Here is a 14,333-nt window from a genome sequence, read left to right as displayed (position 1 = left end):
ATCGTTTGTTGTTGGTTGTAATGTCTGAAATTCATAGTTAAGTATCTGTATATCAATGATTAAATATACAAAAAACTAATAAAACTTCCAAATAAAAGTATAAATAAACCGTCTCTAGTTGTGAGACAGCTTCTTTTAATTTATATGAGACACTATCTTCAATTTTTGAATTAACAATGAAAATCTGCCAGCGTTTTATTTTCAAGAATTTTTAAAGTACTGTCACGTACTTCTGCCATTAATCTATTTAAACTACAGCGCTCTTCATTTACACAATCATCGCATTTTTCATAGTAATTTAAACTTACACAAGGTAACATAGCAATTGGACCTTCAAGAACTCGAATAATAAAGGAAATTTTAATTTCACTTGGTTTTTTTAACAAAAAATAACCTCCTCCTTTACCTTTTTTCGATGAAAGGATTCCACTCTTTTTTAATGTTAATAAAATATTTTCCAAAAATTTTTTTGAAATATTTTCTGATGTTGAAATGTCAGAAATTAAAATAGGCATATTTTCATCTTGTTTGGCAAGATAGCTTAAAGCTTTAAGTCCATATTTTGTTTTTTTTGAAAGCATTTTTAAAAATACAAATTATTAAAATTAAATTAAGATTTCTTTGGTAAAAAAACTTCTGCCATCATACAACGTACACTTCCACCACCACATGCTTCTATAGTGTCTATTGGCGATGAAATAATTTTACAATATTTTGAAATAGCATTCAGTTGACCTTTGTTCAAACTATCTAAAGCTGATTGTGACATCACAATATATTTCTCACCATTGTTCCCTAAAACTTGTAACATATTACCAGCAAATTGTGCTACTTGTGTTTCTGAAATTGTAATAATTTCCTTATAATCTTCCTTCAAATGTTTAATCACATTTTTTTTGTCTTTTTTATCATCAATGCTATCCAAACAAATAATAACAAATTCCTCTGCAATACACATCATTACATTTGTATGATAAATAGGTAACCTCTTTTCGTTTACTGTTTGATAAGAAACAAAAGGAACTGGAGTATATTCAAAATCTTCACAAAATTCAATAAATAAATCTTCATCAGCCCTCGGGGATAAAGCACAATATGCTTTCCTATTTATTCTATCTAACAACAAACTTCCTGTTCCTTCCAAAAATAAACCTTCCTTTTCTGCCAATGTATAATCGATGACATTTTCTATTTCAAAACCTTGCTCTTCTAAAATAGTGAAAACATCTTCTCTTCTTTCCAATCGCCTATTTTCAGCAAACATTGGATATAGTGCCACATCACCATTTTCATGAAATGAAATCCAATTATTTGGAAAAATAGAATCTGGAGTATTGGAGTCTTTAGAATCTTCAATAACAATTACTTGAACACCCGCTTCACGAAGTTTATCAACAAAATTATCGAATTCTTGTAAGGCTTTTAACTGAACCGTTTCAGAATTTAGACTTTCCAAAACCTTTTGATAGTAATTATTCACGGCAGTTTGCTCATTCATTCGAAATGAGACAGGACGTATCATTAAAATAGTATTTGTAATTTGTTCCATAAATTAATCTCTTATTAAAGGCATTGTTGAACATCTTAATAATCCTTCTTGTTTTGAAATTTCAGCGTAAGGAATTTCTTCAACGATAAATCCCTGATCTCTTAACCAATTATTTAACCGCGTGAAGTTTTTTTCTGAAACTACAACTTCATTTGAAATAGAAAAAACGTTCGAAAACATTGCATACATCTCATCTTTTGTAATGTGAAATAAATTTCCTTCACCGAATAAATTTACGAGGAACTTATAATCATTTTCATCTCTAAATCCTTCTTTATGTATTATTGCCTTATATTTGCCAACCGGCTGAAAACAACAATCTAAATGTAATGCGTTTTCATTAGCAATAGTATTTGATTTAACCAAATCAAATTCTTTAACAATTTTATTAGGAAATAAATTTTTAATAAAATTAACGCCTTTAATATTAGTTCTAGCAGTAATTATATTTTTATAATCATCTCCTTTATAAGTTCCAATAAAAATATAATTTTTCCAAAGCATTACATCTCCTCCTTCAAAATGGATATCATTAGAAGTTTTAATTATATTATTTGAATCTACTTTATCTAAAACATATTGGATTGCTTCAATTTCTTTTTTTCTATCTGGTAAAATATTTGATATGATAATTTTGTCTTCTATAACAAAAGCGATATCTCTGGAAAATATTTGATTGTAATCTTTTATTACTTCAGGTCTATAAACTTCTACATTGTATTTTTTTAGAACATCGCAAAAAGCTTCCATTTCAATTATCATATCACTTTCAATAGGGTAAGTTCCTGCTATAATATGCTTTAATGATTTAGGATCATAAGCTTCTTCTATTTTTGGCGTAGGTCCATTACTGATCGCTGTTCCTAATACTACTGCCTTTAAACTAGAAGTTTCATCCTTAACATTTAGTTTTAACATATTTATAATTTTTTGTGTAAAAATAAAGAAACCTCATAGATTAATATGAGGTTTTTACGATAATTTTAAAAATATTTAAAATGAAACTATCTTTCGTTATAAGGTTTAAAAGGCCTTAATGTTTCTCCAATATATAATTGACGAGGTCTTCCAATTGGTTCTCCGTTTTCACGCATTTCTTTCCACTGTGCAATCCAACCTGGCAATCTTCCAATCGCAAACATTACAGTAAACATTTCAACTGGTATATTTAATGCTCTATATATTATTCCAGAATAAAAATCTACATTAGGATACAATTTTTTTTCTACAAAATATGGATCTTCAAGTGCAACTGCTTCTAATTTTTTTGCAATAGCCAAAATTGGATCGTTTAAATTCAAATCTTCAAACAGATTATCACACGCTTTTTTAATAATCCGTGCTCTTGGATCGAAATTTTTATAAACTCTATGTCCAAATCCCATCAAACGGAATGGATCATCTTTATCCTTTGCTTTGTCTATGTATTTATCAACATCACCGCCATCTGCCTGAATAGCTTCAAGCATTTCAATTACGGCCTGATTTGCACCACCATGTAATGGCCCCCACAAGGCAGAAACACCAGAAGACAATGAAGCAAATAAACCTGCTCCAGATGAACCAACGATTCGAACTGTTGATGTAGAACAGTTTTGTTCGTGATCTTCGTGTAAAATTAATAATTCATCCATTGCTTTAACCGCAATAGGATTTATTTTATACTCTTCGGTTGGAATTTTAAACATTAACTGCATTAGATTTGAAATATAATCTAGTGAATTATCTGCATAATTTAATGGGAGTCCATTTCTTCTTCTATGCGCCCAAGAAGCTAAAACAGGAAATTTTCCCAAAATTTTAACAACGGCATTATACATGTCTTCTTCTGAATTAACATTTACAATTCCTGGGTTAAAAGCTGTTAAAGCACTAGTTAAAGCAGATAACATACCCATAGGGTGAGCAGATTTTGGAAAACCAACTACAATGTCTTTCATTTCTTCATTAATCATTGATTGCCCCTTAATATCATTCTCAAATTTTTTAAATTGAGCTGTTGTAGGCAATTCACCAAAAATAATTAAGAATGCAACTTCTAAAAAAGTTCCTTTTTGGGTAAGTTCTTCTATGGAATAACCTCTATGACGTAATATACCTTTTTCACCGTCTAAAAAAGTAATTTTACTTGAACAAGAGCCTGTATTCTTAAAACCAGTGTCTAAAGTAATTAATCCTTTAGTAACCGATCTAAGAGAACTAATATCCATCGCAATTTCATTTTCAGTTCCTAGGTAAACAGGAAATTCAAATGTTTTACCGTCTAATTCTAATGTGGCTTTATTTGGCATAATCTATAATTGTATAAATATTATTAAATTGTTAATCATTTAACGAATTTAATGATTTTTAACTGAAAATAGATGATTTTTATCAGGAGATATGCCAATGTAGTTGATGTTACATTAAATTAGAAGCTAGGTATCTACCTAGCTTCTAATTTATTTAATGCTTGCATTATTTATTAAATTTTAAATGCTTTGTCTTGTGGAAAATAAGCAACACTTCCTAATTCTTCTTCAATGCGTAATAATTGATTATATTTTGCCATTCTGTCTGAACGTGAGGCAGATCCTGTTTTAATTTGACCACAATTTAAGGCAACCGCTAAATCGGCAATTGTATTATCTTCCGTTTCTCCTGAACGATGAGACATTACAGATGTATAACCTGCATTGTGCGCCATATTTACAGCGGCAATTGTTTCAGTCAAAGTTCCTATTTGGTTTACTTTAATCAGTATTGAATTTGCAATACCATTTTCAATTCCTCTAGATAATCGTTCAACATTGGTAACAAATAAATCATCACCTACTAATTGAACTTTGTGTCCAATTTTTTCAGTCAAATATTTCCAACCTTCCCAATCATTTTCATCCATCCCATCTTCAATCGAGATAATTGGATATTTAGAGGCTAATTCTGCCAAATAATCTGCTTGTTGTTCAGAAGTTCTTACAACACCTTTATCGCCTTCAAATTTTGTATAATCGTATTTTCCATTCACATAAAACTCCGCTGCTGCACAGTCTAATGCCAATTTAACTTCTTCTCCTGGTTTGTATCCTGCATTTTCAATAGCTTTTAGAACGGTTTCAATAGCATCTTCTGTTCCGTCAAATTTTGGAGCAAAACCACCTTCATCACCAACAGCAGTGCTTAAACCTCTATCGTGAATTAATTTTTTAAGATTATGAAAAATTTCACTTCCCATTTTCAGAGCTTCAGTGAAATTTTTAGCCATAACTGGCATAATCATAAACTCCTGAAAAGCAATAGGTGCATCAGAGTGTGAACCTCCATTGATAATATTCATCATTGGTACTGGCAACGTATTTGCACTAACACCACCAACATAACGATATAATGGCATTTCTAATTCATTAGCTGCGGCTTTTGCAACGGCAAGAGAAACCCCCAAAATTGCATTTGCACCTAATTTAGATTTATTTTTAGTGCCATCCAATTCAATCATTGTTTGGTCAATAAAATTTTGCTCAAATACTGAAATTCCTAAAATTTCTTCCGCTATAATTTCATTTACATTTTTAACAGCCTTTAAAACACCTTTTCCCATGTAATCTTTTCCTCCATCTCTCAATTCCATAGCTTCATGTTCTCCAGTAGACGCTCCAGATGGAACTGCTGCTCTTCCTAAAATTCCATTTTCAGTAACTACATCAACCTCTACTGTTGGATTTCCTCTTGAATCAAATATTTGACGCGCGTGAACGCTTAAAATCATACTCATTTTATAATTGTTTTAATATTATTTATCTCCTCCAAATTTACAATAATTTTGAGTAATATATGCAGAAATTAGCCTCTTTAATACGATAACGTTTTCGAATTATAAAGTAAAATGGATGTGCGATAAAAGACTAACAGACTGAAACTTATATTTTTATTTTTTTTTAATATTTTCAATAAATTCATCGAATAAATAGGAAGAATCATGAGGTCCTGGGCTGGCTTCTGGATGATATTGAACTGAAAAACAATTTTTATTTTTCATTCGCATACCAGCTAATGTATTATCATTTAAATGAATATGTGTAACTTCAAAATCAGGATGACTTTCAACTTCTTCTTTATTTACAACAAAACCATGATTTTGAGAAGTTATTTCACCTTTTCCTGTAATTAAATTTTTAATAGGATGATTAATACCTCGATGACCATTGTGCATTTTATATGTTGAAATACCGTTTGCTATTGCTATAACTTGGTGCCCCAAACATATACCAAACAAAGGGTGATTTTCAGCTAAAATATGTGTCGCAACTTTTTGGGCGCTTTTTAATGGTTCTGGATCACCAGGACCATTTGACAAGAAATAACCATCTGGATTAAATGTTTTCATTTCTTTAAATGTGCTGTTGTGAGGAAAAACTTTAATGTAACATCCTCTTGCAGCTAAATTTCTTAATATATTTTTCTTAATTCCTAAGTCTAACGCCGAAATTTTAATAGGAGCATTTTCATCGCCAAAATAATATGAAGTTTTAGTAGAAACTTTTGAAGCTAAATCTAAGCCTTCCATATTAGGCACCTTATCTAATTCTAATTTTAATTCTTCAATATTGGTGTTTGTAGAAATAATTGCATTCATCGCACCTTTATTTCTAATATATCTAACCACAGCTCTAGTGTCTATATCAGATATTGCCATTATTTTATGTTCAATAAAATAATTCTTCAAACTGTCGGTTCCAGAGGGTCTAGAAAATTCTGTACTAAAATTTTTACAAACAAGCCCAGAAATTTTTATAGAATCAGATTCAATTTCTTCTCTTTGAACACCATAATTGCCAATATGTGGTGAGGTTGTGAGCATTAACTGTCCAAAATAAGATGGATCAGTAAAAATTTCCTGATAGCCAGTCATTCCTGTATTATAACAAAGTTCCCCAAAGGCTGTTCCTTCAATTCCTATTGATTTTCCTTCAAAAATTGTTCCGTCGGCCAATAATAACACTGCTTTATTTTGTGTAATGTATTTCATTTAAATTAAACTGTTAAGATTGTTTTTTTTTTTGATTTTAAAGTTAAAAAAAAAGGATAAACTATTGCTAATTTATCCTTTTTTATATGATTATTGATTTATCATTAATTATCTCCTTTTAGCTCTTCAGTTGGAACTACAACCTCCACAGCATCCTCTTTTTTAGATTTGCTTCTTCTCGTAGTTTTCTTCTTAGCTGTTCCTTTTGGATTATAGGTTGTATTATAATCAACAAGTTCTACCATTGCCATTGGAGCGTTATCTCCTAGACGATTTCCTAATTTAATAATACGTATATATCCTCCTGGTCTGTCAGCAACCTTTAAAGAAATCTCTTTAAATAATTCTGTTACAGCAAATTTGTTTCTTAAATAACTAAATACAACACGTCTATTATGTGTAGTATCTTCTTTAGATTTTGTAATTAGCGGTTCAATAAACTGTCGTATCGCTTTAGCTTTAGCAACAGTAGTATTAATACGCTTATGCTCAATTAAAGAGTTTGCCATATTCGCAAACATTGCTTTTCTATGAGCAGTTTGTCTTCCTAAATGATTAAATTTTTTTCCGTGTCTCATCTCTTATCTTATCTTATTTAAAACGTTCGTTTTAAATTAATCTTTATCTAATTTATATTTACTTAAATCCATTCCAAAATTCAATCCTTTATTATGAACTAATTCATCTAATTCAGTCAAAGATTTTTTACCGAAATTACGGAACTTCATCAAATCATTTTTATTAAATGATACTAAGTCTCCTAAGGTATCAACTTCTGCCGCTTTCAAACAATTTAGTGCTCTAACAGATAAATCCATATCAACTAATTTTGTTTTTAACAACTGACGCATATGCAAAGACTCTTCATCATATGTTTCTGTTTGTGCAATTTCATCAGCTTCAAGAGTGATACGCTCATCCGAGAATAACATAAAGTGATGAATTAAAATTTTTGCAGCTTCTGTTAAAGCATCCTTTGGAGCAATAGAACCATCAGTGTTTATATCAAAAACCAATTTTTCATAATCTGTTTTTTGCTCAACACGAAAATTCTCTACATTATATTTTACATTTTTTATAGGTGTAAAAATTGCATCTGTGAAAATTGTTCCTAAAGCAACACCTGATTTTTTATTTTCTTCAGCTGTAACAAATCCTCTTCCTTTTTCTATTGTAATTTCAAAATCTAGTTTAACAGATTTTTCCATATTACAAATTACTAAATCGTGATTTAAAATTTGAAAACTTGAAATATATTTTTGTAAATCACCTGCAGTTAACTGACTTTGATTTGAAATTGAAATTGAAACTGTTTCTCTATCTGAATCCTCAATTTGTTTTTTAAAACGTACTTGTTTTAAATTTAAGATTATTTCAGTGACATCTTCTACAACACCTTTAATTGTAGAAAATTCATGTTCAATTCCTTCAACACGAAGTGAAGTAATTGCAAAACCTTCTAGTGAAGAAAGTAAAACTCTTCTTAAAGCATTACCAACTGTTAAACCATATCCAGGTTCTAAAGGTCTAAATTCAAATCTACCACTAAAATCGGTAGAATCAATCATTATTACTTTGTCGGGCTTTTGAAAATTTAAAATTGCCATAATTAATTTGGTGTCTTTAAAATTATTTAGAGTATAACTCTACTATTAATTGTTCCTTAATATTTTCAGGAATTTGAATTCTTTCAGGAATACTAACAAAGTTACCTTGTTTAGTTTCTGAATTCCAAGTAAGCCATTCGTAAACATCGCTTCTATTTGACAAAGCGTTTTCGATTGCTAATAATGATTTCGATTTTTCTCTAACTGCAACAACATCACCAGCTTTTAATGTAAATGATGGAATACTTACTAAGTCTCCATTTACAATTATATGTCTGTGCGATACTAATTGTCGTGCTGCGCTTCTTGACGGAGCAATACCCATTCTATAAACCACATTGTCTAAACGAGATTCACATAATTGTAGTAATATTTCACCTGTAACACCTGTAGATGCTGAAGCTTTTTTAAATATATTTCTAAATTGTCTCTCTAAAATACCGTACGTATATTTAGCTTTTTGCTTTTCAGCTAGCTGCACAGAGTACTCAGATTTTTTTCCTCTTCGTCTATTAGCACCATGTTGCCCCGGAGGGTAATTTCTTTTTTCAAAAGACTTATCGTCTCCAAAAATTGCTTCACCAAATTTACGAGCAATTTTTGTTTTTGGTCCAGTATATCTTGCCATTTTTAATTGTTAAATGATAGGGATTATGAATTAAGGCTTAGTCCTTCGATAATCATTTTTATCCTATCGGTTAAATTTATTTTTATTATACTCTTCTTCTTTTTGGAGGTCTACAACCATTATGTGGTAATGGAGTAACATCAATAATTTCAGAAACTTCAATTCCCAAATTGTGAATTGATCTAATAGCTGATTCTCTACCATTACCTGGTCCCTTTACATAAACCTTTACTTTTCTCATTCCTGCATCATGTGCAACTTTTCCGCAATCTTCAGCAGCTAATTGAGCAGCATAAGGAGTATTCTTTTTTGAACCTCTAAATCCCATTTTCCCTGCTGATGACCAAGAAATTACATCACCCTTTTTATTGGTAAGTGAAATAATAATATTGTTGAATGATGCTGTGATGTGCGCTTCTCCAACTGCCTCAACAATAACTTTACGTTTTTTAGTTTTAGTACTTACTTTCGCCATAATATTTAGTTATTATTTAGTTGCTTTTTTCTTGTTAGCTACAGTTTTACGTTTACCTTTTCTAGTTCTAGAATTGTTTTTGGTTCTTTGACCTCTTAAAGGCAATCCTGATCTATGACGAATACCTCTGTAACAACCAATATCCATTAAACGTTTAATGTTTAATTGAATTTCAGAACGCAATTCACCTTCAATAGTTGAATTACCAACTTGTTCACGAATTTCGTTAATCTCCTTGTCAGTCCAGTCTTGAACTTTCGTGTTCTCGTCAACTTTAGCTGCCGCTAAAATTTCTTTCGATTTACTTTTACCTATTCCAAAAATATATGTTAACCCAATAACACCTCTTTTGTTTTTTGGAATATCAATACCTGCTATTCTTGCCATAATTATCCTTGTCTTTGTTTAAATCTAGGATTCTTTTTATTGATTACATATAATCTGCCTTTTCTACGTACAATTTTGCACTCGGCACTTCTCTTTTTAACTGATGTTCTAACTTTCATCCTGTATACTTTAATATCTGTAAGTAATTCTTGCTTTTGTTAAATCGTAAGGGCTCATATCCAATTTAACCTTATCTCCAGGTAATAACTTAATATAATGCATACGCATTTTACCTGAAATATGAGCTGTAACAATATGTCCATTCTCCAATTCTACCCGAAACATTGCATTAGACAATGCTTCCGTAATAGTTCCATCCTGCTGTATTGCTGATTGTTTGGCCATTATGATAATAATTTTCTCTTGGTTCCCTTTTTCATTAAGCCATCATAATGACGATTCAATAAATGAGAATTAATTTGTTGAATAGTATCTATTGCAACTCCAACCATAATTAATAGTGATGTTCCACCATAAAATAATGCCCAAGATTGTGTTAATCCAAATTTAACGACAAGTGCTGGTAATATAGCAACAGCTGCCAACATTAACGACCCTGGGAATGTAATTAACGATAACACCCTATCCAATAATTCACCTGTATCTTTACCTGGTCTAACTCCTGGAATAAAACCACCGCTTCTTTTTAAATCGTCAGCCATTTTATTTGTTGGAATTGTAATTGCAGTATAAAAATAACTAAAAATTATAATTAAAAAGGCAAATAACATGTTATACCAAAAACCAAACATATTTGAAAATTCGATTCCAATAGATTTAACAATGTCATTATCTGATCCTGCCATTAAAGCAGGAGCAAACATAATTGCTTGTGCAAAAATAATTGGCATTACACCTGATGAGTTTAACTTTAATGGAATATAATCTCTAACTCCAGCCACACTCTTAATGTTTCCAGCTACTGTTTTTCTAGCATATTGTACTGCAATTTTTCTAACTGCTGTTACTAAATATACACAAATCATTACAACTAATAACCATATAACTATTTCTAAAAGAATCATTATCAAAGCACCATTAGAAGCGGTCATTTTTGCAGCAAATTCTTGAATAAATGATTCTGGTAAACGTGCAATAATACCAATCATAATCAATAGTGAAATACCATTACCAATACCCTTATCAGTTATTTTTTCACCTAACCACATTGCAAAAACAGTTCCAGCAGTTAAAATTACCATAGAAGTAATCCAAAACATACCACCACTAATATAAAAAGCATCAGAAGGTATTAATTGATAAATATTTGTAATATAAGCTGGTCCTTGTACCATTGTTATTGCAATGGTTAACCAACGAGTTATTTGATTGATTTTCTTTCTTCCACTTTCACCATCTTTTTGAAGTTTTTGTAAATAAGGAACCGCAATTCCCATTAACTGAACAACAATAGATGCAGAAATATAAGGCATGATACCCAGTGCAACAATTGATGCTTGTGCAAAAGCCCCACCAGTAAACATATCAAGAAGTCCTAAAATTCCTCCACCACTAGTTTGATTTTGAAGCGCAGCTTGAGCAACAGTAATGTCAATTCCAGGAAGTGGCACTTGTGCGGCAAAACGATAAATAGCCATAAATCCAAGTGTCAATAAAATCTTATTTCTAAGTTCTTCTATTGTCCAAATATCTTTTATGGTTTGAATAAATTTTTTCATCTATAATAATAATTACAATGTTTCTGCAGTTCCTCCAGCAGCTTCAATTCCAGCTTTTGCAGTTGCAGTAAATTTATGAACAGTTACATTTAATTTAGCTTTTAATTCACCGTTTCCTAATATTTTTATTAGGTCGTTATTACCAGCTAAACCATTTTCTATTAAAGTTTCAATAGTCACAGTATCTGAAATTCTATTATTATCAACTAACTCTTGTAATTTATGAAGGTTAATACCTACATATTCTTTACGGTTAATGTTTGTAAATCCAAACTTAGGCACACGTCTTTGTAATGGCATTTGACCACCTTCAAATCCTACTTTTCGAGAATAACCAGATCTAGATTTAGCTCCTTTATTACCTCTTGCAGCAGTTCCTCCTTTTCCTGATCCTTGACCCCTACCAATACGTTTACCTTGAGTTTTAACTGAACCTTCTGCAGGTTTTAAGTTATTTAATGTCATAAGTTTTTATATTATTTAATTTCTTCAACAGAAATTAAGTGTTTAACTTTATTTACCATACCAAGGATTGAAGGAGTAGCCTCATGTTCAACAACTTGATTCATTTTACGCAAACCAAGAGCCTCCAAAGTTCTTTTTTGCCTTTGTGGACGTCTAATTTTACTACTTACTTGTTTAACTTTAATTTTTGTCATCTTAATCCTCGATTTTATCCGTTAAATACCTTTTCTAAAGAGATTCCCCTTTCCTTTGCTATCGTAACAGCACTACGCAATTGTAATAAAGCATCAAAAGTTGCTTTTACAACATTGTGAGGGTTTGATGATCCTTGAGACTTTGAAAGTACATCATGTATACCTACTTGTTCAAGTACCGCACGAACAGCACCACCTGCTATAACTCCTGTACCATGTGACGCCGGTTTTAAAAACACTTTTGCCCCTCCAAACTTACCTTTTTGTTCGTGAGGTAAGGTTTGTTTATAAATTGGTATTCTTACCAAGTTTTTCTTTGCGTCTTCAATTGCTTTAGCAATAGCAGATGCAACATCTTTAGATTTTCCCAATCCGTGCCCAACAACACCATTTTTGTCTCCAACTACAACAATAGCTGAAAATCCAAATGCTCTACCTCCTTTAGTTACTTTCGTAACTCTTTGTACACCAACTAAGTGATCGTGAAGTTCTAACCCGCTAGGTTTAACTCTTTCTACGTTATTGTATTTTTGATACATAATTCAATTAAAATTTTAAACCTGCTTCTCTTGCAGCGTCTGCTAGAGCTTTAACTCTACCGTGATACAAAAATCCATTTCTATCAAATGAAACTGATTCCAAACCAGCATCTAATGCTTTTACAGCAATGCCCTTTCCAACAGCTTTCGCAATGTCGACTTTTGTTCCAGTTGATTCAATTTCTTTATCTCTAGATGATACTGATGCAATAGTTACACCTGCATTGTCATCTACTAACTGAGCATAAATTTCTTTATTGCTTCTGAAAACAGACAAACGTGGTTTTGTAGCTGTTCCAAAAATAACTTTTCTAATTCTATGCTTAATTCTAACTCTTCTTTCAAGCTTTGATAATGCCATAATACTATAACTTATTATGCAGATTTACCTGCTTTTCTTCTTAATAATTCTCCAACAAACTTAACTCCTTTTCCTTTATAAGGTTCTGGACTTCTGAAAGAACGAATCTTTGCAGCAACCTCACCTACTAATTGCTTGTCAAATGAAGTTAATTTTATAATTGGATTCTTTCCTTTTTCAGAAACAGTTTCCACTTTAACTTCAGGAGCTAATTCTAAAATAATATTGTGCGAATAACCTAAAGCCAAGTCTAATACTTGACCTTGATTGCTAGCTCTATAACCAACACCCACAAGTTCTAATTGTTTTGTCCATCCTTCAGAAACACCAACAACCATATTATTAATTAAAGCTCTGTATAAACCATGTTTTGCTTTTTGATCTTTACTTTCAGAAGTACGATCTAAAACTATAATACCATCTTCAACATTAACTGTAATATCTCCTGTAATCTCCTGAGTTAACTCTCCCAATTTTCCTTTCACAGTAACTACATTATCCTTTATGTCTATTGTAACACCTGCAGGTAAAGTAATCGGGTTTTTTCCTATTCTTGACATCTCTGTTTAGTTCTTGATTAATATACGTAACATAAAACTTCTCCTCCAACATGTTCTTGTGTGGCCTTTTTACCAGTCATAACACCATGTGATGTAGAAACTATTGCAATACCTAAACCGTTTAAAACACGGGGCATTTCATCTGCACCAACATATTTTCTCAAACCAGGAGTACTAACACGTTGTAATTTTTTAATAACCGAAGCTTTTGTATCTTTATTATACTTTAAAGCTATTTTAATAGTTCCTTGAACTTCGCTTTCTTCAAATTTATAACTTAAGATATAACCCTGATCAAATAAAATTTTGGTTATTTCTTTTTTAATGTTTGAAGATGGAATTTCAACAACTCTGTGGTTTGCACTAATTGCATTTCTAACTCTAGTTAGATAATCTGCGATTGGATCTGTAATCATTTATTTTTATTTTGCGGCTTCGGTTTTCAAAATTATTTTGAACCTAAAACCAATTTATAATATTACCAACTTGCTTTTCTAACACCCGGAATTAACCCTTGGTTTGCCATTTCACGAAATGTAACACGTGACAATCCAAACTGTCTCATATACCCTTTAGGTCTTCCTGTTAATTTACAACGATTGTGTAAACGAACTGGAGAAGCATTTTTTGGAATGCTTTGTAATGCGTCATAATCACCAGCTTCTTTCAAAGCTTTACGCTTTTCAGCATATTTAGCAACTAATTTTTTTCTCTTAACCTCACGGGCTTTCATTGATTCTTTAGCCATAACTTAATTCTTTTTAAAAGGTAATCCTAATTCTGCTAATAATGATTTTGCTTCCTTATCTGTTTTGGCAGTAGTTACAAAAGTAATATCCATACCTGAAATTTTGTTTACTTTATCAATATCAATTTCAGGGAAA

General features: G+C 31.2%; 21 protein-coding genes and 1 pseudogene. All 22 read right to left on the bottom strand.

Annotated elements, in window-relative coordinates:
- Positions 1-170: 170 nt before the first annotated feature.
- A complete protein-coding gene (locus tag Q8S45_RS08950) occupies positions 171-581 on the bottom strand; it encodes an Rrf2 family transcriptional regulator (RefSeq protein ID WP_305603898.1) in 411 nt (136 codons plus the stop codon).
- Positions 582-610: 29 nt separating this feature from the next.
- On the bottom strand, positions 611-1,549 hold the full coding sequence (ctlX, locus tag Q8S45_RS08945) for a citrulline utilization hydrolase CtlX (protein WP_305603896.1): 939 nt from the start codon (positions 1,547-1,549) through the stop codon (positions 611-613).
- A 3-nt stretch (positions 1,550-1,552) separates the two neighbouring features.
- Positions 1,553-2,467: a dimethylarginine dimethylaminohydrolase family protein gene (locus Q8S45_RS08940; RefSeq protein ID WP_305603894.1), complete on the bottom strand. Its 915-nt coding sequence runs from the start codon at positions 2,465-2,467 to the stop codon at positions 1,553-1,555.
- A gap of 86 nt (positions 2,468-2,553) precedes the next feature.
- The gene (locus Q8S45_RS08935; RefSeq protein ID WP_305603892.1) at positions 2,554-3,840 is read right to left on the bottom strand and encodes a citrate synthase; all 1,287 of its coding nucleotides are present in this window, start codon (positions 3,838-3,840) and stop codon (positions 2,554-2,556) included.
- Positions 3,841-4,013: 173 nt separating this feature from the next.
- Positions 4,014-5,300 (bottom strand): phosphopyruvate hydratase, encoded by a 1,287-nt coding sequence (eno, locus tag Q8S45_RS08930; protein ID WP_305603891.1) that lies wholly within the window; start codon positions 5,298-5,300, stop codon positions 4,014-4,016.
- A 153-nt stretch (positions 5,301-5,453) separates the two neighbouring features.
- Positions 5,454-6,554: a glutamine-hydrolyzing carbamoyl-phosphate synthase small subunit gene (gene carA / locus Q8S45_RS08925; protein WP_305603890.1), complete on the bottom strand. Its 1,101-nt coding sequence runs from the start codon at positions 6,552-6,554 to the stop codon at positions 5,454-5,456.
- A gap of 104 nt (positions 6,555-6,658) precedes the next feature.
- Complete coding sequence (gene rplQ / locus Q8S45_RS08920; RefSeq protein ID WP_305603889.1) at positions 6,659-7,132, bottom strand: 50S ribosomal protein L17; 474 nt, start codon at positions 7,130-7,132, stop codon at positions 6,659-6,661.
- Between the two features lie 36 nt (positions 7,133-7,168).
- On the bottom strand, positions 7,169-8,161 hold the full coding sequence (locus Q8S45_RS08915; RefSeq protein ID WP_305603887.1) for a DNA-directed RNA polymerase subunit alpha: 993 nt from the start codon (positions 8,159-8,161) through the stop codon (positions 7,169-7,171).
- Positions 8,162-8,183: 22 nt separating this feature from the next.
- On the bottom strand, positions 8,184-8,789 hold the full coding sequence (rpsD, locus tag Q8S45_RS08910) for a 30S ribosomal protein S4 (protein WP_305603886.1): 606 nt from the start codon (positions 8,787-8,789) through the stop codon (positions 8,184-8,186).
- Between the two features lie 85 nt (positions 8,790-8,874).
- Positions 8,875-9,264 carry a 30S ribosomal protein S11 gene (gene rpsK, locus Q8S45_RS08905; protein WP_305603884.1) on the bottom strand — a complete coding sequence of 130 codons (390 nt, stop codon included), beginning with the start codon at positions 9,262-9,264 and terminating at the stop codon, positions 8,875-8,877.
- 12 nt (positions 9,265-9,276) lie between these two features.
- On the bottom strand, positions 9,277-9,651 hold the full coding sequence (rpsM, locus tag Q8S45_RS08900; RefSeq protein WP_305603883.1) for a 30S ribosomal protein S13: 375 nt from the start codon (positions 9,649-9,651) through the stop codon (positions 9,277-9,279).
- Between the two features lie 2 nt (positions 9,652-9,653).
- The gene (ykgO, locus tag Q8S45_RS08895; RefSeq protein ID WP_081932050.1) at positions 9,654-9,770 is read right to left on the bottom strand and encodes a type B 50S ribosomal protein L36; all 117 of its coding nucleotides are present in this window, start codon (positions 9,768-9,770) and stop codon (positions 9,654-9,656) included.
- A 10-nt stretch (positions 9,771-9,780) separates the two neighbouring features.
- Positions 9,781-9,996, bottom strand: coding sequence for a translation initiation factor IF-1 (gene infA, locus Q8S45_RS08890; protein ID WP_305603880.1), 216 nt, complete (start codon positions 9,994-9,996; stop codon positions 9,781-9,783).
- Positions 9,996-11,330 carry a preprotein translocase subunit SecY gene (secY, locus tag Q8S45_RS08885; RefSeq protein ID WP_305603878.1) on the bottom strand — a complete coding sequence of 445 codons (1,335 nt, stop codon included), beginning with the start codon at positions 11,328-11,330 and terminating at the stop codon, positions 9,996-9,998. The genes infA and secY overlap by 1 nt, the downstream gene beginning before the upstream one ends.
- A 12-nt stretch (positions 11,331-11,342) precedes the next feature.
- Positions 11,343-11,795 (bottom strand): 50S ribosomal protein L15, encoded by a 453-nt coding sequence (rplO, locus tag Q8S45_RS08880; protein ID WP_305603876.1) that lies wholly within the window; start codon positions 11,793-11,795, stop codon positions 11,343-11,345.
- An 11-nt stretch (positions 11,796-11,806) separates the two neighbouring features.
- A complete protein-coding gene (rpmD, locus tag Q8S45_RS08875) occupies positions 11,807-11,989 on the bottom strand; it encodes a 50S ribosomal protein L30 (protein ID WP_305603874.1) in 183 nt (60 codons plus the stop codon).
- 14 nt (positions 11,990-12,003) lie between these two features.
- Positions 12,004-12,528: a 30S ribosomal protein S5 gene (gene rpsE, locus Q8S45_RS08870; RefSeq protein ID WP_305603872.1), complete on the bottom strand. Its 525-nt coding sequence runs from the start codon at positions 12,526-12,528 to the stop codon at positions 12,004-12,006.
- Between the two features lie 7 nt (positions 12,529-12,535).
- The gene (gene rplR, locus Q8S45_RS08865) at positions 12,536-12,889 is read right to left on the bottom strand and encodes a 50S ribosomal protein L18 (RefSeq protein WP_305603871.1); all 354 of its coding nucleotides are present in this window, start codon (positions 12,887-12,889) and stop codon (positions 12,536-12,538) included.
- Between the two features lie 14 nt (positions 12,890-12,903).
- The gene (gene rplF, locus Q8S45_RS08860; RefSeq protein WP_305603865.1) at positions 12,904-13,449 is read right to left on the bottom strand and encodes a 50S ribosomal protein L6; all 546 of its coding nucleotides are present in this window, start codon (positions 13,447-13,449) and stop codon (positions 12,904-12,906) included.
- 17 nt (positions 13,450-13,466) lie between these two features.
- Complete coding sequence (gene rpsH, locus Q8S45_RS08855; protein ID WP_305603863.1) at positions 13,467-13,865, bottom strand: 30S ribosomal protein S8; 399 nt, start codon at positions 13,863-13,865, stop codon at positions 13,467-13,469.
- 62 nt (positions 13,866-13,927) lie between these two features.
- Positions 13,928-14,197: a 30S ribosomal protein S14 gene (gene rpsN, locus Q8S45_RS08850; protein ID WP_305603860.1), complete on the bottom strand. Its 270-nt coding sequence runs from the start codon at positions 14,195-14,197 to the stop codon at positions 13,928-13,930.
- 3 nt (positions 14,198-14,200) lie between these two features.
- A pseudogene (gene rplE, locus Q8S45_RS08845) lies at positions 14,201-14,333 on the bottom strand (50S ribosomal protein L5); the annotation flags it as partial.

The sequence above is a fragment of the Lutibacter sp. genome, assembly GCF_030692605.1.
Lineage (GTDB): Bacteria > Bacteroidota > Bacteroidia > Flavobacteriales > Flavobacteriaceae > Lutibacter.
The sequence above is the reverse complement of the archived record's forward strand: the minus strand, read 5'-3'. Positions and strand labels throughout refer to the sequence as shown.